The 19,831-nt window shown below is 56.6% G+C and carries 14 protein-coding genes; 12 read left to right on the top strand and 2 right to left on the bottom strand.

Annotated features, from left to right (window positions below; all coding sequences use genetic code 11):
* The 12 genes from ACAM29_RS16180 (at position 1) to ACAM29_RS16235 (ending at position 15,444) form a co-directional block, all read left to right on the top strand.
* Positions 1–267, top strand: a complete 267-nt coding sequence (locus tag ACAM29_RS16180) for a sarcosine oxidase subunit delta (RefSeq protein WP_091827699.1) — start codon at positions 1–3, stop codon at positions 265–267.
* Positions 251–3,160 (top strand): 2Fe-2S iron-sulfur cluster-binding protein, encoded by a 2,910-nt coding sequence (locus ACAM29_RS16185; protein ID WP_369624718.1) that lies wholly within the window; start codon positions 251–253, stop codon positions 3,158–3,160. The genes ACAM29_RS16180 and ACAM29_RS16185 overlap by 17 nt, the downstream gene beginning before the upstream one ends.
* Positions 3,160–3,660 carry a hypothetical protein gene (locus tag ACAM29_RS16190; protein ID WP_369624719.1) on the top strand — a complete coding sequence of 167 codons (501 nt, stop codon included), beginning with the start codon at positions 3,160–3,162 and terminating at the stop codon, positions 3,658–3,660. Before ACAM29_RS16185 ends, ACAM29_RS16190 begins: the two co-directional genes overlap by 1 nt.
* Positions 3,657–4,991 (top strand): type III glutamate--ammonia ligase, encoded by a 1,335-nt coding sequence (gene glnT, locus ACAM29_RS16195; RefSeq protein ID WP_091827696.1) that lies wholly within the window; start codon positions 3,657–3,659, stop codon positions 4,989–4,991. Before ACAM29_RS16190 ends, glnT begins: the two co-directional genes overlap by 4 nt.
* Before the next feature lie 27 nt (positions 4,992–5,018).
* Positions 5,019–5,918: a glutamine amidotransferase family protein gene (locus ACAM29_RS16200; RefSeq protein WP_091827695.1), complete on the top strand. Its 900-nt coding sequence runs from the start codon at positions 5,019–5,021 to the stop codon at positions 5,916–5,918.
* Between the two features lie 24 nt (positions 5,919–5,942).
* On the top strand, positions 5,943–6,626 hold the full coding sequence (locus tag ACAM29_RS16205) for a protein glxC (RefSeq protein WP_369624720.1): 684 nt from the start codon (positions 5,943–5,945) through the stop codon (positions 6,624–6,626).
* Between the two features lie 76 nt (positions 6,627–6,702).
* The gene (locus ACAM29_RS16210) at positions 6,703–8,031 is read left to right on the top strand and encodes an FMN-binding glutamate synthase family protein (protein ID WP_091827731.1); all 1,329 of its coding nucleotides are present in this window, start codon (positions 6,703–6,705) and stop codon (positions 8,029–8,031) included.
* Between the two features lie 114 nt (positions 8,032–8,145).
* Positions 8,146–9,003, top strand: a complete 858-nt coding sequence (folD, locus tag ACAM29_RS16215) for a bifunctional methylenetetrahydrofolate dehydrogenase/methenyltetrahydrofolate cyclohydrolase FolD (RefSeq protein WP_369624721.1) — start codon at positions 8,146–8,148, stop codon at positions 9,001–9,003.
* 107 nt (positions 9,004–9,110) lie between these two features.
* Positions 9,111–10,904: an EAL domain-containing protein gene (locus ACAM29_RS16220; RefSeq protein WP_369624722.1), complete on the top strand. Its 1,794-nt coding sequence runs from the start codon at positions 9,111–9,113 to the stop codon at positions 10,902–10,904.
* Positions 10,905–10,998: 94 nt separating this feature from the next.
* A complete protein-coding gene (locus ACAM29_RS16225; protein WP_369624723.1) occupies positions 10,999–11,703 on the top strand; it encodes a response regulator transcription factor in 705 nt (234 codons plus the stop codon).
* Positions 11,704–11,969: 266 nt separating this feature from the next.
* A complete protein-coding gene (locus ACAM29_RS16230; RefSeq protein WP_369624724.1) occupies positions 11,970–13,697 on the top strand; it encodes a choice-of-anchor D domain-containing protein in 1,728 nt (575 codons plus the stop codon).
* Between the two features lie 481 nt (positions 13,698–14,178).
* Entirely contained in the window at positions 14,179–15,444 is a 1,266-nt protein-coding gene (locus ACAM29_RS16235; RefSeq protein ID WP_369624725.1) for an ammonium transporter, read from the top strand.
* 72 nt (positions 15,445–15,516) lie between these two features.
* Here the strand turns inward: ACAM29_RS16235 and ACAM29_RS16240 are convergent, their stop codons facing one another.
* Positions 15,517–18,627, bottom strand: a complete 3,111-nt coding sequence (locus ACAM29_RS16240) for an efflux RND transporter permease subunit (RefSeq protein WP_369624726.1) — start codon at positions 18,625–18,627, stop codon at positions 15,517–15,519.
* On the bottom strand, positions 18,624–19,733 hold the full coding sequence (locus tag ACAM29_RS16245; protein WP_369624727.1) for an efflux RND transporter periplasmic adaptor subunit: 1,110 nt from the start codon (positions 19,731–19,733) through the stop codon (positions 18,624–18,626). The genes ACAM29_RS16240 and ACAM29_RS16245 overlap by 4 nt, the downstream gene beginning before the upstream one ends.
* Between the last annotated feature and the right edge of the window lie 98 nt (positions 19,734–19,831).

The following is a 19,831-nucleotide window of genomic DNA, read 5'->3' on the forward strand; positions in this document are numbered from 1 at the left end:
ATGAAAGTATTTGATTGTCCCGTAATAGGCCGTCGGCCGATCAGCGAGTTCGACTATGTCGGAGAGGTTCGCAAGCCACCGATGGACGCGGATGAGATCACCTGGGCCGAGTATGTATTCAACAGAAACGGTGCACCGGGCCTGCTGCGCGAATGGTGGTACCACCGTCCGACCGGGCGCTGGTATGTGATGGAGCGCGACACCCTGAAGGATGAAGTGCTTCGGTTTATCGACCTGGAGGAGGTGCGCTATGACATCCCGGCTTGATCAGCAGCCGCTGGAGTGGATCGACCGCTCGGCGCTCTGTGACTTTGAATTTGAAGGCCGTCGTTATACCGGTTACCGCGGCGACAGCATCACCTCCGCACTGCTGGCGGCGGGCCAGACCCTGCTGGGGCGCAGCTTCAAGTACCACCGCCCGCGTGGGGCCGTAACACTGGCCAACCATGACGTTAACGCGCTGTTCCAGAGCAGTGAAGAGCCCAATATCCGCGGCGATGTAACGCCTTTGACCGAGGGTATGGTGCTGAGCGCCTGCAACGTGAACGGCAGCCTTGAGAACGACCGGGACCGGATTATCGAGAAGCTGTCGGGCTTTCTGCCGGTGGGCTTCTACTACAAGGCATTTCACAAACCGAAAAAACTGTTCCCGATGTGGGAGCGCCTGATTCGCGAAAAAGCGGGCCTGGGGCGGATTGATACCGGCTGGAGTGTGCGCCGTCAGCCCAAATCCTACGGTTTCTGCGATCTGTTGGTGATCGGTGCCGGTGCATCCGGCATGCAGGCTGCGCTGAGCGCAGCCGAACAGGGGCTGGATGTGGTGCTGGTGGATGAAAACCCGCAGATCGGCGGCAGCCTGGACTATCAGCTGGTGAACGAGGTAGAAGCGGAGCCGGTGCGGTCCAGTCTTAAACAGAAGGTCCAGTCTCACGCCAATATACGGGTGTTGCCGGCGCACTTGGCCTGCGGCTGGTACACCGATCACTACGTGCCGCTTGTGGGCCCGAATGGCATCGTCAAGATGCGTGCACGTGCCGTAATCAGCGCCACTGGTGTGATGGAGCAGCCAGCGGTCTTTCGCAACAACGACCTGCCCGGTGTGATGATGGCGTCGGGTGCCCAGCGCTTGATCGCGCGTTACGCGGTCAAGCCGGGGCAGCGTGCGGCGGTACTGACCGCCAACAGCGAGGGCTACCGCGCTGCGCTCGATCTGATCAAGGCCGGCGTTCAGGTGTCGGCGGTGATCGACATGGGCTCCGCCAGCGGTCGCGGTGCCTGGGCAGACGAGCTGGCGGCGCTCAAGGTACCGGTGCTGGAACGGCATGCGGTCCATGAGGCGCAGGGCAAGGGCCAGCTTAAGCGTGTTGTGGTGGCGCCTTTTGATGGCGAACAGTGTGATGCCACGCAGGCGCGAGAGTTTGACGTTGACCTGCTGTTGATGAGCGTCGGCTGGGCACCGGCTTCACAGTTGTTGTATCAGGCCGGTGGCCGTCTGGCCTATGACTTTACCCTGGAGCAGCTCCTGCCACAGGAGCTGCCGAACGGGATCTTCGCCTGCGGTCGCCTGAACGGTGCGTTTACGCTGCAGCAGCGCCTGGCCGATGGAGAGCGTGCAGCAACCGAGGCGGCTGCCTGGCTCAAAGGCCAGCCGGTTACGGCGGCGTTGAGTGCCTTCCGCGACAGCGTGGCGCACTCCCACCCCTGGCCGATCGTGAAGCACCCGAAAGGCAAGAACTTCGTGGATTTCGACGAAGATCTGCAGCTCAAGGATCTGATCAACGCGGCGAAGGAAGGCTTCGACAACATCGAGCTGATGAAGCGTTTCTCCACGGTAGGCATGGGCCCGAGTCAGGGCAAGCATGCCAACATGAACGGCATTCGTGTGCTGGCCGCCGTTACGGGTCGCAGCATCGATCAGACCGGCTCCACCACAGCGCGTCCCATGTTCCATCCGGTGCCGGTACAGGCACTGGCCGGTCGTCGCTTCCGTCCCGAGCGTCTGACGGCGCTGCACCAGTGGCATTTGGACAATGGCGCTCAGATGATGGAAGCGGGGGTATGGATGCGGCCTGAATTCTATGGCCGCCCCGAGGAGCGTGCCCAGGCGATTCTGCGCGAAGTGCAGGCGGTGCGCACGGCTCTGGGCCTGATCGACGTGTCCACACTGGGCAAGATCGAAGTGATGGGCCCGGACGCTGGCAAACTGCTGGATGGCACTTACACCATGCGCATGTCCAACATCAAACTGGGCATGACCCGTTATGCCCTGATGGTGGATGACAGCGGCGTCATCGTTGACGACGGCATTGTAGGACGCATCGCCGAAGATCGCTTCTATGTTACCGCCACCACCAGCCATGCCGATGCCACGTTCCGTACGCTGTCACGCCATGTGATCGAGTGGGGGCTGGATGTTCGTCTGGTGAATCGCACAGGAACGCTGGCGGCGATGAACCTGGCCGGCCCCCATGCTCGCACGCTGATTAAGCCGCTGACCGATATCGACCTGAGCGAAGAGCACTTTCCCTATCTGGGTTGCCGAGAAGGCACGCTGTGCGGTGTGCCTGTGCGCCTGATTCGGGTCGGCTTTGTCGGTGAGCTGGGTTACGAGATCCACCTGCCGGTGGATGCCGCCGAACGGATCTGGAACACCCTGATGGAAAAGGGCACCGAGTACGGTATTCGTCCATTCGGTGTTGAAGCACAGCGTGTACTGCGACTGGAAAAGGGACACATCATCGTCGGTCAGGACACCGATGGCCTGACCAACCCTTTCGAAGCCAACATGCCCTGGGCTGTGCCGCTGAAGACCAAGCCCTGGTTTACCGGCAAGCCTTCACTGGCGCTGTTGAAAGAGCGCTGCAACCGACATCTGTGCGGCTTCATGCTGCCCAAGGGGTACAGCGGAGAGCGGCCGAAAGAGTGCCACTTGCTGATCGAAAACGGTGATATCGCCGGTCGCATTACCAGTATCGCCTACAGCCCCTCCCTGGGTCGCTATATCGGTCTGGCCATGGTGGACATGCCGCTGGCTGCAACTGAAGGCGATTTCAAGGTGCGTGTCGACAGCGGTGAACTGGTATCGCTTGAACCCTGTGCAACTCCCTTCTATGACGCCGAAGGTGCGCGTCAGACCGTTGATCTGACGGAGGTGGCCTGATGAACACACAACAACCGAACACGCTGCAGATCGGTGTACGTGAACTGAACAGCTATCTGCTGACCGGACCTGACAGCAAGGCAGTGCTGGCAGCGGCAGGCTTGCCGTTGCCTGAGGCGGTCTTGAGTGCCGAAGAGCGCCCCGGCGCTCTGGTGGCCCGAACCGGACGTGACGAGTACATGGCGATGCTTGCTGGCACCCTTCCTGTGCCACAGGGAGAGTGGTGCTTCCGCCGCTACGACTGCGTGTTCGAATTGACCGGGGGTAACTGGATCGCATTCATGGCACACCTGTGTCAGTACGATTTCCGCCAGCTTCAGCGCGGCAACTGGCTAATGACCTCAGTGGCTGGCGTCAACTGCTGGCTCTACCACGAAATTGAAAGCGGCAGTCTGCTGATCGGTGCCGATCCGAGTTACCGACACTATCTCAGCGAAATATTCAGCGCGGTCCTTGATGACCTCAGCGCAACCCGAAAAACGACAGGAGGTGCATCATGATGCCCGCAGAGATCGAACGCATTATCAGCCAGAACAACATCAAGTACGTGCTGGCGCAGTTTGTTGATATCCACGGCGTGGCCAAGACCAAGTCGGTGCCGGCCAGCTGCCTTATGGATGTGGTCGAAAAAGGTGCCGGTTTTGCCGGGTTTGCTGTCTGGGGACTGGGGATGGAGCCACATGGCCCTGACTTCATGGCCCGCGGTGACCTGGAAACCTTCAGCATCGTACCTTGGCAGCCGGGTTATGCCCGCATTGCCTGTGACGGTTATGTGAGCAATGCGCCTCATCCCTATTGCAGCCGTGTGGTTCTGAAACAGCAGTTGGCGCGTCTGGCCGACAGGGGCTGGACGCTGAATACCGGTGTGGAGCCCGAGTTTTCGCTGTTCACCCGTGATGACAAGGGTGTCCTGATGCCAGTGGATGAAAGTGATGTACTGGACAAGCCCTGCTATGACTACAAGGGTCTGTCACGTTCCCGTGCGTTTCTGGAAAAACTGGTTGAATCGCTGCAGCAGGTTGATTTCGATGTGTATCAGATCGACCACGAAGACGCCAACGGCCAGTTCGAGATCAACTACACCTACAGCGATGCACTGACATCGGCTGACCGTTTCACCTTTGTACGCATGGCGGCGGGCGAGATCGCCAACGAGCTGGATATGGTGTGTTCCTTCATGCCCAAGCCGTCTTCCGATCGCACCGGTAACGGCATGCACTTCCACCTGTCGATCACAGACAAGGATGGCCGCAATCTGTTCCATGACCCGGACGATGTGAGTGGCATGGGGCTGTCCAAAATGGCCTATCACTTTACGGCGGGCCTGCTGGCGCACGCACCGGCACTCTGTGCCTTCGCTGCACCGACGGTCAACTCTTACAAGCGTCTTGTCGTGGGTGGCAACGCCTCCGGTGCCACCTGGGCGCCGGCTTACATTTGCTTCGGCGACAACAACCGCTCAGCCATGGTGCGAGTCCCTTATGGCCGACTGGAATTCCGACTGCCGGACTCCGGTTGTAACCCCTACCTGGTCACCGCAGCGATCATAGCCGCAGGCATGGATGGTATCGAACGCGAGCTGGACCCGGGTGAGCCGATGAACCTCAACCTGTACAGCCTGACTCTGGATCAGATCAAGGAGAAAGGTGTCGAGATCCTGCCCCAGAACCTGAACGAGGCGCTGGATGCGCTGGAAGCGGACACCGTTTTCACCGAAGCGTTGGGACAGGAAATCGTGTCCGAGTTCCTCAAGGTGAAACGGACCGAGTGGGTTGAATACAGCCGTCATGTATCGGACTGGGAAGTCAGTCACTACGCCGAATTTTTCTGATCCGGATTTGTTACGAGGAATGTGATTATGTGTGGAATTGTCGGGCTTTATCTGAAAAATCCTGAGCTGGAAAGCCGGATTGGTGAACTGTTCAAACCGATGCTGATCGCAATGACCGATCGTGGTCCGGACAGCGCAGGCTTCGCCATCTACGGTGATGAAGTGGGCGAAGGCTGGGTCAAGCTGACCCTGCGTCACCCGGACGCAGAATATGACTGGGAGGCACTTGCCACCCGTCTGAAAACCGAACTCCAGCTGGAATTGAGCTGGTTCCAGAACGCCAGTGTGGCGGTGTTCAAGGTGCATGCCGAGGAGGCGACACTGCGCGAGTGGCTGTCTGAAGAAGCGTCGGATGTGCTGATTTTGAGCGTTGGCCAGTCGATCGAAATCCTGAAGGAAGTGGGTCTGCCGGAGAAGATCGCTGAGACCTTTAACCTGGAAGGCATGAAAGGCAGCCATATCATCGGCCATACCCGCATGGCGACCGAGTCGGCTGTCACCATGGAAGGCAGCCACCCGTTCTCTACCGGCATGGACCTGTGCCTGGTGCATAACGGCTCCCTGTCTAACCACAATCGCCTGCGTGAAAACCTCAAGCGTGAAGGGATCACATTTGAAACCCAGAACGATTCTGAAGTCGCCGCGGGTTACCTGACCTGGCGGCTGCAGGAAGGCGACAGTCTGAAGCAGGCGCTGGAACATGCACTGGAAGACCTGGACGGATTCTTCACCTTCACCATCGGCACCCGTAACGGTTTTGCGGTCATGCGTGACCCGATTGCTTGCAAGCCTGCTGTGCTGGCTGAAACCGATGACTACGTCGCGATGGCATCCGAGTACCAGGCCCTGACCACTCTGCCGGGCATCGAGAATGCCAGAGTATGGGAACCGGAGCCGGCCACCTTCTATGTTTGGGAACGCAGCTAAGCGCCTGTTTGAGGAGTATTGAATATGAAAACGATTGATCTGGCTGAATCCAGCATCCGTGAATTGAATCAGGCGCTGCATGATCAGGCACAAGGGTGTCTGGAGCGTGAATTTGAAGTACTGAATCCCAAAGGCCAGCACAACATTGCCTGCGGTATTGATCAGAACCTGTCCGTGGATATTCGCGGTCATGCCGGCTACTTCTGTGCCGGCATGAACAAGAAGGCGCATGTGGTAATTCACGGCAACGCCGGTCAGGGCGTGGCGGAAAACATGATGTCCGGCACGGTTCGCGTCAAGGGCGATGCCTCTCAGGCGGCAGGTGCCACGGCACAGGGCGGACTGCTGGTGATCGAAGGCAACGCCGGTGCCCGTTGCGGCATCTCCATGAAAGGGGTCGATATTGTCGTCAAGGGTGATGTTGGCCACATGAGCTGCTTCATGGGTCAGTCCGGCTCACTGGTTGTCTGCGGAGATGCCGGTGAAGCGCTGGGCGATTCCCTCTATGAGGTGCACATCTATGTTAAGGGCGAAGTGAAGTCCCTGGGTGCCGATTGCGTCGAGAAAGAGATGCGTTCCGAGCATATCGAAGAGCTGACGGATCTGCTCAACCGTGCCGGAGTGGACGAAGACCCGTCCAGCTTCAAGCGCTACGGGTCTGCCCGCCAGCTGTATAACTTCAAGGTGGACAACGCGTCCGCGTATTGATGATCAACAGGCCATCATGGCTGCCCCCAATATCCGAGACGGGCAGCCGTTGAATCCGATTTTTGAGGACTTGATTATGAGCAACGATATCAACGTCAATCCGGGCCTGCGTGAGTCCGCGACCTTTGACCGTACCACCATGGCCGAGATCCGTCGCGCGGCGGACACCGGTATCTATGACATTCGCGGCTTTGGCGCCAAGCGCAAGCTGCCACACTTTGATGATCTGCTGTTTTTGGGTGCGTCCATGTCGCGCTACCCGCTGGAAGGCTATCGCGAGAAGTGCAATACCCAGGTAACCCTGGGCACCCGCTTTGCCAAGAAGCCGATCGTGATTGAAACCCCGGTGACCATTGCCGGCATGAGCTTCGGTGCCCTGTCGGCCAACGCCAAGGAAGCGCTGGGGCGAGGTGCTTCCATCGTGGGCACTTCAACCACCACCGGTGATGGCGGTATGACTCCGGAAGAGCGCGGCCAGTCCAGCAAGCTGGTCTATCAGTATTTGCCGTCTCGCTACGGCATGAACCCGGATGACCTGCGCAAGGCGGACGCCATCGAGGTGGTGTTGGGCCAGGGTGCCAAACCCGGTGGTGGCGGCATGCTGCTGGGTCAGAAAATTACCGATCGTGTTGCCCAGATGCGTAACCTGCCCAAGGGCATCGACCAGCGCTCGGCCTGCCGTCACCCGGACTGGACCGGCCCGGACGATCTGGCCATCAAGATTCAGGAACTGCGCGAGATCACCGACTGGCAGGTGCCGATTTACATCAAGGTCGGTGCAACCCGTACCTATTATGACGTGAAGCTGGCGGTCAAGGCCGGTGCTGACGTGATTGTTGTGGACGGCATGCAGGGCGGTACCGCCGCGACTCAGGACGTGTTCATCGAGCATGTCGGCATCCCCACAATGGCGGCCATTCCGCAGGCGGTTCAGGCACTGCAGGAGATGGGCATGCATCGCAAGGTGCAGCTGATCGTCTCCGGCGGTATCCGTAACGGTGCCGATGTGGCCAAGTGCATGGCGCTGGGCGCCGATGCCGTTGCCATCGGCACGGCTGCTCTGGTGGCACTGGGCTGCAACGACCCGAAATGGAGCGATGATTACCAGAAAATCGGCTCCGCCGCCGGCTTCTACGATGACTACCAGGAAGGCAAGGACCCGGCGGGCATCTCCACACAGGACCCGGACCTGATGCAGCGACTGGATCCGGTCGAAGGGGGACGCCGTCTGGCCAACTACCTGCGAGTGCTCACACTGGAAGCGCAGACCCTGGCGCGAGCCTGTGGCAAGAACGATCTGCGCAACCTGGAACCGGAAGATCTGGTTGCCCTGACCGTTGAATCCGCCGCCATGGCCCGTGTGCCGCTGGCGGGCACCAGCTGGATCCCCGGCCAGGGATTCTGAGGACCCATGGCCTGCTAACTCGCAAACGAGTCCGCAGGCCACAGTAAGCCCTGCACCTGATGATAGGGTGGCGGGGGTATCGCCCTTTTAAAAACCTTGATTCAGGAGACGATCTTGGACACTCAACTGATCGATGGCAAAGCCGTAGCGGCCGGATTACGGATGGAGATTGCAGGCAAGGTTGCCGAGCGTGTATCCGCCAACAAGCCACGGCCCGGACTTGCCGTAGTACTGGTCGGGCAGGACCCGGCGTCACAGGTCTATGTGCGCAGCAAAGTCAGGGCCTGCGAAGAAGTGGGCTTTCTGTCACGCAATCACAGCTTGCCGATGGACACAACGCAGGCGCAGTTGCTTGAGTTGATTGATACTCTGAACGCGGATGATCAGATCCACGGGATTCTGGTGCAACTGCCACTGCCGAGTCAGATCGACGTGCAGTCGGTCATTGAGCGTATACATCCCTCCAAGGATGTGGATGGATTCCACCCCTATAATCTGGGGCGTCTGGCGGGCAAGGCTCCAACCCTTCGCCCCTGCACACCCTATGGCTGCATGCGTCTGCTGGCTGCCTATGGCATCAACCCGGAAGGTAAAAAGGCTGTTGTGGTGGGGGCCTCCAACATCGTGGGCCGTCCGGTGGCGCTGGAGCTGCTGATGGCCCGGGCCACCGTCACGGTCTGTCACTCCAAAACTCAGGACCTCCCCGGTGAATTGGCCACGGCCGATATCGTGATTGCTGGCGTGGGCATACCCGAATTCATCAAGGGCGAGTGGCTCAAGCCCGGTGCCGTGGTGATCGATGTGGGCATCAACCGTCTGGACGATGGCCGTCTGGTCGGGGACGTTGAATTCGCCAGTGCATCTGAAAAGGCGTCTGCCATCACACCGGTACCCGGTGGCGTGGGGCCGATGACCATAGCCTGTCTGTTGCAGAACACGCTGGAAGCCTGCGAGGCGATGGAAAAAAACTGAATTTCTGTAGCCATACCACTGTACAATAGGCCGTGCGTTTAGTGATTAAATGTACGGCCTGTTTTGTTTGCGACGTTTGAAACAGGGCACCTGTATGGGGAACTAGGATGCTCCAGTCCAACAAAAAAGAAGTGTCGCTTAGCCTCAGTGAACTCGATCATATATTGGCTCTGCAGCGGACGATATGCAGCTTGATAGCGTCTGACACTCCTTATCTTGATGTCATTACCGAGACCTGCCGAATGGCAGAGCAGCTGTTGCCGGGTGCTGTGGCGTCGTTCATGCGGCTCGACAGCCACACTGAAAGAATGAGTGTTGTGTCGGCCCCGAGTATTTCATCTGAAGGCGTCAGCCGCTTGGATGGGCTTAAACCTGGGCCAGGTAGCGGCTCCTGTGGTAATGCGGTCTACGGTAATGCACCAGTGTTCGTATATAACACCTTCACTGATCCCCGCTGGAGTAACTTGCGTAGCGTGGCAGAGGACTTTAACCTTTGCTCCTGTTGGTCGTTTCCTGTTCGCAACGAGCAAGGGGAGGCCATCGGCTCATTTGCCCTGTCTTCATTTGAACACCGTAACCCATCAGGTTTTCACAAGCGATTATTGGATGTCGGCGCTTCCCTGATTTCGATTGTTCTGCTTCGCCATGCGCAGCAAATGCAACTGCAAGCACAGCGTGAAGAGCTGATTTTCAGCCTTGAGCATGACGCATTAACCGGTCTTCCCAATACTCAAAGCCTTCTGCAAGCCCTCAAGCGTGCTCCCGAAACGGCAGTTCTGGTATTACTGAATCTCAACAATCTGGGCTATATCAACACCGCCTATGGTCTTGGTGTGGGTGACCAACTGCTGCGGACGTTGGCAGATGAGCTGCATCGCAACGCGAAAGGCGCGCAGGTCTATCGAGGCAGTGCAGATGAGTTTGCCTTGCTTTATGACCAGCTGGAAAATCCGGTCGGCGAAGTACAGCGGTTGCGGCAACACTTTTCTACTGAACCAGCGCAGCTGGATGGTCTCAACTTCTATCTGACCTTCAATGCCGGGCTTGCGTGTGGAGGAAGAGATCTATTGCGCAGTGCCATGGTGGCACTTAAGCGTGCCGCACGCAGTGGCAAAAGTGCTACTCACGTATTCGATCCCAAATATGATGCTCCGGCACGACAGCAGAAGGAAGATTACATCGGTTGGAATGGCCGCTTGCACGAGGCACTTCGCAACGGCGGCATCCGCGCGTGGTATCAAGGCATACGTGATAACCGCAGTGGCAAAATTCAGAAATGGGAAGCGTTGGTGCGACTGGAACATGAGGGAGAGATTTTCAGTCCTGTTCATTTCTTGCCGGTCGCGGCTTTATCCGGGTTGATGCGTTCCATCACCTGCATAGTGGTTGAACAGGGCGTGGCAATGCTGGCACAGGTTGAAGGTGAGTTGGCGATTAATATCACCGAAACCGATCTGGAGTTGGGTTACCTGCCTGACTACCTGGACCAGATGACACAGCTGCATGGTGTATCGCCTGAGCGCATCACACTGGAAATACTTGAGGGCACCAGCAGCGGTGGTAAACAGTCGCACATACCTCAGTTGCATGCCCTCAAGCAGCGAGGTTATCAGCTGGCGATTGATGACTTTGGCACCGAGTATTCCAACTTCGAACGCATTCTTGAGCTTGAAGTCGATATCATCAAAATTGACGCTAAATACATCCGTAATATCCATCTTGACCGTACCAGTTATGAAATTGTACGCGCCATTGTCTATTTCGCCCGCAATGCAGGCATTCGCACGGTTGCAGAGTTTGTTCATTGTGAAGAAGTACAGGCAGTTGTCATGGAGCTGGGTATTGACGAATCTCAAGGCTACCTGTTCAGCGAGCCCTCGCCGCTAAGCTCACTGCTGTGATTACATCTACTCCATAAGGTAATATCCGCTACTCATGATCCAGAAGCCAAAGTGGATCAACTGGTTACCTTTGCGGATGTATCAAGGAGTGAATATGGAGCATGGCGCACATCCGTGCATTGCGATAATTGAAGATCATGCCGATCTGCGAGAAGAGTTACTGTTTTACCTGCAAGAGCAAGGTTACCGAAGCTGGGGGGTCGATAGTGCCGAGAAATTCTGGAAACGGCTCCACACATGGCCTGCAGACATTGTATTAGTGGATGTTGGTCTGCCGGGTGAAAATGGATTCAGTGTTGTTGAATACCTGCGCCGTTTGGGCAACTTTGGTTTGATTATTGTTTCTGCGTACGGAACGCAAGAGGATTGCGCGCGCGGTTTGGCCCTGGGGGCCGATGCATATTTGGTAAAGCCAGTAGATTTCTCCCATCTTGCCTCCCGCATTGAATCGCTATGGGAGAAATTGCAAGAAAAAGTCGAAAGCAATCATCAACAAGCAGCAAAGAGAAGCTGTTGGAAGCTGGATGACTTCAATCAAAACCTGATGACTCCTGAAGGAAAGGTCTTGAAACTCTCCCAACAGGAATTCAACCTGCTTTTCATTTTAATCAATAGCTCACACGAAATACTGTCCCGTGAAATACTTCATGATGAAATTTTTGGTGCTCAGGGTGAGCTTAACCTGCACCGTATAGACGTTATCCTGAGTCGGTTACGGAAAAAGGCTCGAGAGCGCGGCATAAAATTGCCGATTCGCTCTATTTTTGGGCGTGGTATGGCTTTTATTGCCGATCCGTGAAATATGTGATGATTTGAGACTATTGAGAGATTTGAGACTGACAGAAAAAAACCGATATATGCACACTGGTTGGCTATTACTATCGTTTAGTCAGCCGGGAAGAGTGTATGAAAGGACAGTTTTTGGGTGAGCGTGCGCAAACCATATCTGTGTTATTTAATATATTAAACGAAAATCGATTTATTCTTTTTCGTTATATATTATTCGCGATGAGTATATTGGTATGCACCAATGCTCAGTCTGCACTTCTGCAGTCAGCAACACCAGTGAGTGATGGCACTAATGGCGACAACAGTATCGCTTCTGGCAATACGTCTCGTAACCTGGCTGTGGGAGCCGATGGCACCATCTACGCCGTGTATCGTGGGACAACAGGCGGTATTCGGGTGGCTCGCAGTACAAACCGCGGAATAAGCTTTCAGCCAAGTGTTCAGGTAGCCCCCGGAAACTTTGAAGCGGAAATTGCGGTAAGTACAACCGGTATCATTTACGTGACCTGGCCGGAAGCCGGCAGTGCCCGTCTCAGTAGAAGCCTGGATGGGGGACAGACCTTTTCTGCACCGGCAACGGTGGGTGCAACTACAGATTCAAGCCTTCATATGGCCACCGATGCCAACAGGGTCTACATTATTGGCCGCTCTACAACCAACGTGTTTGTCAGTGACGACAATGGTCAAACATTTACCAGTGCAGGATCACTGGCTGGCTCACAGGTGTATTCAGATATACAGGTCGATACTCAAACCAATGACGTGATCGCCATTGTTGATAATCCGGCTGTAAAGTATCTCATCAGCACCGATTTTGGCCAAACCTGGGGGGCACAGCAGACACCGGGTGGGTCGATCATGTTCTCCACTTCTGCCATATCAAGCGGCAGTAATGGTCGATACTTCTTTATCAGTGGCTCCGCCACGCAAGCGTACCGGGTGGATCTCGATAGCGGTATGCAGACAAGTCTGACCTTTGGCAATAATACAAACAACCAGGGGCGTTCAATTGCCGCAGACCGTTGTGGCAACGTTGTGGATGGCTTCGTCTCTGGTGGTGAGGTGCGTTTCCGGGTCAGTAATGATCTGGGAGATACTTTCGGTGCCGAAACCACAGTCGCAACATCAGATGCTGCCAACGTATTCATTAATCAAACCAACGGTGATCTGTTGTACTTGTATGGCAGCAACGGGGAAGTGTTTCTCAATGTATATTCTCAAGAGTTGGGCGGCTGCTACGTACCTGAGCTAAGCAGCAGTTCTTTGGTCTTCAGTGCCCAATTGCTTGGCCAAGCCAGTAACACTCAGACGGTCGAAATCATTAATTCCGGCGGGGTTGATGTGGAAATATTGGGTATTAGCGGCACTGGGGACTACACCCACAGCAGTAATTGTGTGGGCACTTTGGCGGTTGGCGAGCGTTGCCCGATCAATGTGACCTTTACGCCGACGGCTCTGGGGACGCGTACAGGGGAGCTTCTGATTGATACCAATGTATTTACTGATCCACGCCAGGTCTTGCTGGTAGGCGAAGGTGTGAGTAATGCTCCAGTTGCATCCTTTTCACCGTCCAGTATCAACTTTGGCGCAGTTGTTCCTGCTCAAACACTGACGCAATCAGTGACTCTTGAGAACACTGGTACTGATACACTTCTTATTAACGGCTTTGCGCTGGCCGCTCCCTTTTCAGTTAACAGCACCACTTGTGGCGTATCGTTGGCGGCATCTGCCAGCTGTAGCATAGATATCAACTTTACACCCTATTCAGAGCATGAGTTCACAAGCAGCTTAACGCTTGACTCCAACACGGCTGGTGCGCCCCCCCGTGTTGCTTTGTCTGGGTCGGGGGATATCGCAGGTAACGGCGGTAACAACAACGGTGGCGGCAATACAGTGGGTAACCCCGGTGTAAAAGCGATACCAGTATTGCCCGGTGTGTGGTTGGGGCTTCTGTCTATTGTGATGGGATTGGTGGCAATACGCTTCATGCGGCGTGAAGCATGATATCGTCGAACTGACATTACCAGAGTAGGAGTACCAGCCCAGTACCAGTTTGGTGCGGGGTTACAATATTTCAAGGGTTCTGTGGTGACACAGAACCCTTTTTTCTGGCTGGTAAGGGGGCTGCGCCTTTCCAACAAAACGCTTATGTCTCTACCACTTCTTCTTTAAGCCCGAAAATGGCCCGATCAGCCATCGGATCAAAGACAGTACTGATTTCAGGGCTTTGTGTGCAGTTCAGCTCAGTTTAAAGAGGCATGCCCCCTTATAGTACTTGTGCACTCTGTGCTGCTTCATTTTTGTACATCGCAGATGTATGAATAAGGTTGATGGCAAAGATTATTCATTTAAAACATGGAGTTGCGAAACTGGCCCGGCTTTTGCTTATTCATATCAGGAAACTAAATATCCTTATGGGAAAGGTCAACAATGCCCCTGCAAGGCGCAGTTGACAGGAAATCCCACTCACTTTTGGGAGAATGATATGGACAGCATGGTGCTGGAACTGGGCTATGCCCTCGACACCTTCTATTTCTTGATGTGTACCGCACTGGTGATGTGGATGGCAGCCGGTTTTGCCATGCTCGAAGCAGGTTTGGTGCGTGCCAAGAATACGGTGGAAATCCTCAACAAGAACGCGCTGTTGTATGGCGTGGCTTGTATTGTTTATCTCGTCGTGGGTTACAACGTCATGTATCCCGCCAACCCGATCAGCTCGGTGATTCCGGGCATCGACTTCCTGCTGGGCGGAGACAATAGCACCGAGTCTGTTACAGCCGGTGGTGATGATGCGCCCTATTACTCCAGCATGGCTGACTTCATCTTCCAGGCTGTGTTTGCCGCTGCAACCATGTCGATTGTCTCCGGTGCGGTTGCCGAGCGCATGAAACTGTGGCCGTTTCTGATCTTCTCGGTGTTCATGGTTGCGGTGATCTATCCGGTAGAAGGTTACTGGAAATGGGGCGGTGGCTTCCTTGACCAGCTTGGCTTCCAGGATTTCGCAGGCTCGGTTGTGGTGCACATGGCGGGTGCAGCCGCAGCGCTGGCGGCGGTCATCCTCGTGGGTCCACGCAAGGGCAAGTATGGCAAGAACGGTGAGGTCCGCGCCATTCCGGGTGCCAACCTGCCGATGGCCACGCTGGGCATGTTCATCCTGTGGATGGGCTGGTTTGGCTTCAACGGCGGCTCCGAGCTGAAGATCGCCAATGTGGAAGAAGCCAACGCCGTGGCCAAGATCTTTGTTAACACCAATGCGGCAGCTGCTGCAGGTATGGTCGTCGCGGCTTTGTTTGCCCGCTTCCTGTTCGGCAAAACCGACCTGACCATGACCATCAACGGTGCACTGGCCGGTCTGGTTGCTATTACCGCCGAGCCGCTTCAGCCTTCTGCAGGTCTGGCCAGCTTGATCGGTGCTGTAGGTGGTCTGGTGGTCGTGGGCTCAGTACTGGCACTGGACAAGCTTAAGCTGGATGACCCTGTTGGTGCGATCTCGGTGCATGGTTCTGCCGGTATCTGGGGTATCTTCGCGGTGCTGCTGAGCAACGAAGATGCAACGTTCATGGGGCAGTTGATCGGTACCGCAGCAACCTTCGCCTGGATGTTCCTGGCCAGTATGGCAGTGTTGCTGGTGATCAAGGTGATCATGGGGCTGCGTGTCAGCGAAGAAGAGGAAATGGAAGGCATGGATGTGCATGAATGTGGCATGCAGGCATACCCGGAATTTGGTCCGGAGCACATGAGCAGTAAGTGACGGCAAAAAGGACTCCTCCAGAGTCAAAGGCCCTTCGGGGCCTTTTTTTGTGCGCCCGGCGAAGCCTTGCAATCAGGCTTGCCGGTTGTCACTCATCAACAGCAGGTCATCTGCCTGCATGGACGTGCTTCCGAAAGGGCGGTGGCGGGTCATCAAGAGGAAACAGGCCGGTACAAAATAGAACGAGAGCAATGTGGTCAGCAGAGTGCCTCCGGCGATGGCAACCGCGAAGGGGGGCCAGAAACCGCCACCCGCCAGAATCAGCGGCATAAAGCCCCCGATGGTGGTGATGGTGGTTGAACTGATGTGGCGGGTGCAGCTCTGAACCGCTTGGGTGATAGCGTGAATATCCCCCCTGGCTGCATTCGGGTCAGCCTTGAGTTCTGCCAGAATGACGATGGCCGCATTGATGGCCAGCCCCATTAAGCCCAGCAGGGCAATGATGACGGTAAAGCCGAACGGGTAGCCGAACAGCCAAACGGTCAGCAACCCCAACCCGGCCGCTTGAAGTGCGGTCGCAAAGATCAGACCGCTGATACGGAAGGAGTTGAACGAAAGCACCACCACCGCGATCAGCAGCACAACAATAATGCCCACATTGGCCATCAGGTTGCCGACCGCACGGTCACGCTCAGACGCTTCACCGCCGATCTCCAGCCGATAGCCTGCGGGGAGTTCGAACCCTGCCTCATCCAGTGCCTGTTTGTATGTCTGCAGGGCGCTACCGGGCAGAACGCCAAAACCGAGAAACCCCTCGATAACGTTGACGCGTTCACCATTGCGGCGAGGAATGGCGCCCAGACTCGGCTGCAGGCTGATCGATGCCAGTGCACTAAGCGGGATGTTCCCCGCGGCCGGTGTGCTGATGTGCAGCTGCTCCAGAGCGGCGGCAGACTGGCGCCGTTCATCGGCGATTCTGACTCTGACGGGAATGGACTCGGTGCCGTCCAGGAGTTCACCGGCATCGACACCCTGTAGTGCGGTTTGTAACTGCTGGGCAATCTCGCGCAAACCCAGACCGGCAACCCGGGCCGAGGCTTCATTCACATCCAGCCAGACCTTGGGCATGCCGGACTGCAATGTGGCGCGGGTGTGAATAACCTGTGGCACAGTCGAAAGAATCCGCCGCGCTTCATCCCCCAGAACCTTGAGTCGATCCAGTGAAGGGCCATACAGGCGCAGTTCGATCGGGGCGTTGAACGGAGGGCCCTGATCCAGTTGGCGTACCAGAATCTGGGCGCCAGGCAGAGCCTGATCAAGGCGCTGCTGCAGCTGCGGAATTAACCGGTTGGCGCTGGTAACGTCGGCGGTGGTGATCATTGCCTGGGCGTAGTTGGGTTTGCCATCGTTCAGGGGAACCAGATTGTAATAGAAGGGCGGGGCACTGTTGCCAATGAACCATGTGACCTGTTGGATGGCGGGATATTCCGTCAACAGGGCACTGATATCGGTGGTGACGGCAGCGGTATGCTGGAGGCTGGATTGCGGCGGCAGATGCAGTTCGATATGGAACATATCCCGATCAGACGGCGGAAAAAATTGCTCAGTCAGCTGGCCAGCACTCCAGAAACCGGTCAGCGGCAATATCATGACCAGTATTCCGGCACGCCAGGGGTGGCGCAGAGCCAGTTGCAGACTCTGTGTGAACATGCGCGCCAGCGCTGGCAGGTGCAGGCCGGTGCGATACCAGTGGTCGGTACCGCGTGGTACCGGGCGAAGATAGCGGCCGGCCATGGCGGCGATCAGTGTATGTGACAGCAGCCATGAACCAATCAAGGCAAAGATCACACTGATGGCGATACCGCCAACAAACTCACCGGCGGGTCCTGGCATCAGCACAATCGGCATGAAAGCGAGAATGGTGGTCAGGGTCGAGCCCAGCAGTGGCAACCAGAAGTGTTTGACCGACTCGATTACGGCCTCTTGGGCGGATGCACCCTGCTGTCGGCGATGCTGAATGCTGTCGACCATAACAATGGCATTATCGATCATGATGCCCAACGCAACCACCAGCCCGGTGACAGACATCTGGTGGATCGGCAAACCGTACGCATTCATGCAGGCGAGCGTGAACAGCGTGGTCAGCGGCAGTGCAACAGCGGTGATCAGGGCCGCGCGCAGCCCCAGTGTGACCATCAAAACCAACAGGATAATGACAAACCCCTCGGCAACATTGAGCACCAGTTCCTGCAGTCGCGTTTGGGTATAGCCGCTTTGATCAAACAGAATGTGCGCTTCGATATTAGCGGGCAGGCTGTCATTGAACAGGTCCAGTCGCTCTCGGGCTGAAGCGGTCCACTGATCCACACGCAGATGCGGCAGCATGCGCACACCGATCACAACCCCCGGTTCGGCATCAATGCTGACCTGCTCCCGCGTCGGGAAGCGCAGCGCGGGTTCGACGCGGGCGATGTCACCCACTCGGCTGAGATGACCATCGGCATCGGTCTGAATCGGAATGGCGCGGATGCGTTCGGCTGTATCCAGTGCACCGGTGATTTCGATCTGAAACTGTGTCTCATCGTTGGTGATCTCACCCGCGGCGATACGTGCATCCGCCCGTTGTACGGCTCCTGCAATGGCAGGAATGGTCAGGCCCCGAGCGCCTGCCTGTTCCGGGTCAACTTCAACGCGTATCTCCTCCTGCTGCTCGCCATACACCTCAACGTAGTCAGTGCCGCTCAAGGTTCGCATGCGGCTTTCAAGCTCTTTGGCATAGCGCCCCAGAGTGGCCATATCCGGTGGTGTGGTGTCTGACCAGCGCAATCCGATCAGAAGGGTGAAGGCATAGCCACGGTCATCTTCCAGTTGTGGTGCCGAGCTGCCGGTGGGCAGTTGAGGAGTAAGGTCATTGAGCAGATCCCGGGCGCGTGACCAGATCGGCGCCACATCGGTGACGCGATCCTCCAGCTCCAGACTGACAAAGGAGATGCCGGGGCGGGAGGTAGAACTGATCAGTTTGATGTCGGCCAGTTCACGCAGGGCATTCTCGATCGGCTCGGAAATTTGCGCTTCGACCCGTTCGGCACTGGCTCCGGGGAGGTGCGTAATAACGGTTGCGATGCGTGCAAGCACACGCGGGTCTTCCATTCGCGGCAGGCTGTGCAGGGCGGCCATGCCGGCCACGATCAGCAGAGCCACCAGCAGTGCCAGTAAACGACCGTTGAACAGAGCAGCCTTCATTCGGGTCGTCCTTCAGTGGAAAGGGCCGGGTTCGCAGGCGAGACCTTTTGTCCAGGTACAACCCGGTGCAAGCCGCTGACGATGATCTGCTCACCCCCTGTGATGGCACCGGTTATATAGGCAGTTTGCTGATCACTGTGCAGTACGCGGATATCACGCGCCTCGACAATCGTGCCCGCGTCAGTTTGCTTGAGCGCGTAGAGATTCCACAGGCCGCGAACACCTTCGGTCAGTGCGCTCAGGGGTACCGAAAAGCCTGATGCCGCATAGTCCTGCGGCAGTGACAGCTGCACCAGTTCGCCATTGACCAGGCCAGTATCGTCAAGCGGCATCAGTCGCGCCTGCAAAGTACGTGTCCCCGGATTCAGGTCGGCACCCACACTGAGCAGGCGCGCCTGCAGGGTGCGTTGTCCAGCGTGCAGGGTGTAGAGCCTTTCCTCACGCAGTGCACTGGCCTGTTCGGGCGGCAGGCCGACACTCACCTCGGCGTTGGAGACAGACAGCAGTTGGAGAACAGGTTGGCCGGCCGCGACAACTTCGCCCTCATCGGCCAGACGCTCTGCAATACGGGCTTCGAAGGGAGCGTGCAGGACGGACTTTTCCAATCGCAGGCGGTTGGCCGCAAGGGCACTGTCAGTGACGGCCACCGAGGCTTGCAGGGCTTCTACTTCAGCGTTCAGCTCATCCAGATTTTGGGCCGAGGCATATCCCTTCTGCTGCAGGGCCGTGAAGCGGTTCAGGCTGGCTTTGGCCAGTTTGAGCCTGGCCTTGATCTCGTTGCGCTGGGCCTGTAGCTGAGCTGTTTCGGCTTCCAGCAGTTGGGTATCAAGCCGGGCCAGCACTTGACCGGCCTTGACGCTCGCACCTTCGTTGACATTGATGAGTGCCAGTTTGCCACCGGCTTCGAAGCCCAGCGCACTGTTCTGTTTGACCTCAACGGTCCCTGCATAGCGGTGCTCAATGGTGTAGGCCTGCCGGGGCTCAAGTGTGAACACCGAAACAGTCAGCGGTTCGGCAATGGCCAAGACAGTGTCATCGCTGCTGTTGCAGCCCGAAAGAATCACAATACACAGTGTTGCAACACACAAGGGGCGGAAAAGATTCATATGAGTAGGGCCATAAGGGCTATAATAATGGACTGATGAGTTTAGTTTAGAGTCAATAGACTGGACTGTATAGTATGATTTTGTTCCAAATATCAGGA

It is taken from the genome of Marinobacterium sp. BA1 (genome assembly GCF_041155135.1).
Classification (GTDB): domain Bacteria; phylum Pseudomonadota; class Gammaproteobacteria; order Pseudomonadales; family Balneatricaceae; genus Marinobacterium; species Marinobacterium iners.

Coding starts and splice junctions, on each gene's coding strand:
- ACAM29_RS16210 (WP_091827731.1), top strand. CDS start 6,703: ATGAGCAACGATATCAACGTCAATCCGGGCCTGCGTGAGTCCGCGACC.
- ACAM29_RS16235 (WP_369624725.1), top strand. CDS start 14,179: ATGGACAGCATGGTGCTGGAACTGGGCTATGCCCTCGACACCTTCTAT.
- ACAM29_RS16190 (WP_369624719.1), top strand. CDS start 3,160: ATGAACACACAACAACCGAACACGCTGCAGATCGGTGTACGTGAACTG.
- ACAM29_RS16245 (WP_369624727.1), bottom strand. CDS start 19,733: ATGAATCTTTTCCGCCCCTTGTGTGTTGCAACACTGTGTATTGTGATT.
- ACAM29_RS16225 (WP_369624723.1), top strand. CDS start 10,999: ATGGAGCATGGCGCACATCCGTGCATTGCGATAATTGAAGATCATGCC.
- ACAM29_RS16180 (WP_091827699.1), top strand. CDS start 1: ATGAAAGTATTTGATTGTCCCGTAATAGGCCGTCGGCCGATCAGCGAG.
- ACAM29_RS16185 (WP_369624718.1), top strand. CDS start 251: ATGACATCCCGGCTTGATCAGCAGCCGCTGGAGTGGATCGACCGCTCG.
- ACAM29_RS16240 (WP_369624726.1), bottom strand. CDS start 18,627: ATGAAGGCTGCTCTGTTCAACGGTCGTTTACTGGCACTGCTGGTGGCT.
- ACAM29_RS16205 (WP_369624720.1), top strand. CDS start 5,943: ATGAAAACGATTGATCTGGCTGAATCCAGCATCCGTGAATTGAATCAG.
- glnT (WP_091827696.1), top strand. CDS start 3,657: ATGATGCCCGCAGAGATCGAACGCATTATCAGCCAGAACAACATCAAG.
- ACAM29_RS16220 (WP_369624722.1), top strand. CDS start 9,111: ATGCTCCAGTCCAACAAAAAAGAAGTGTCGCTTAGCCTCAGTGAACTC.
- ACAM29_RS16200 (WP_091827695.1), top strand. CDS start 5,019: ATGTGTGGAATTGTCGGGCTTTATCTGAAAAATCCTGAGCTGGAAAGC.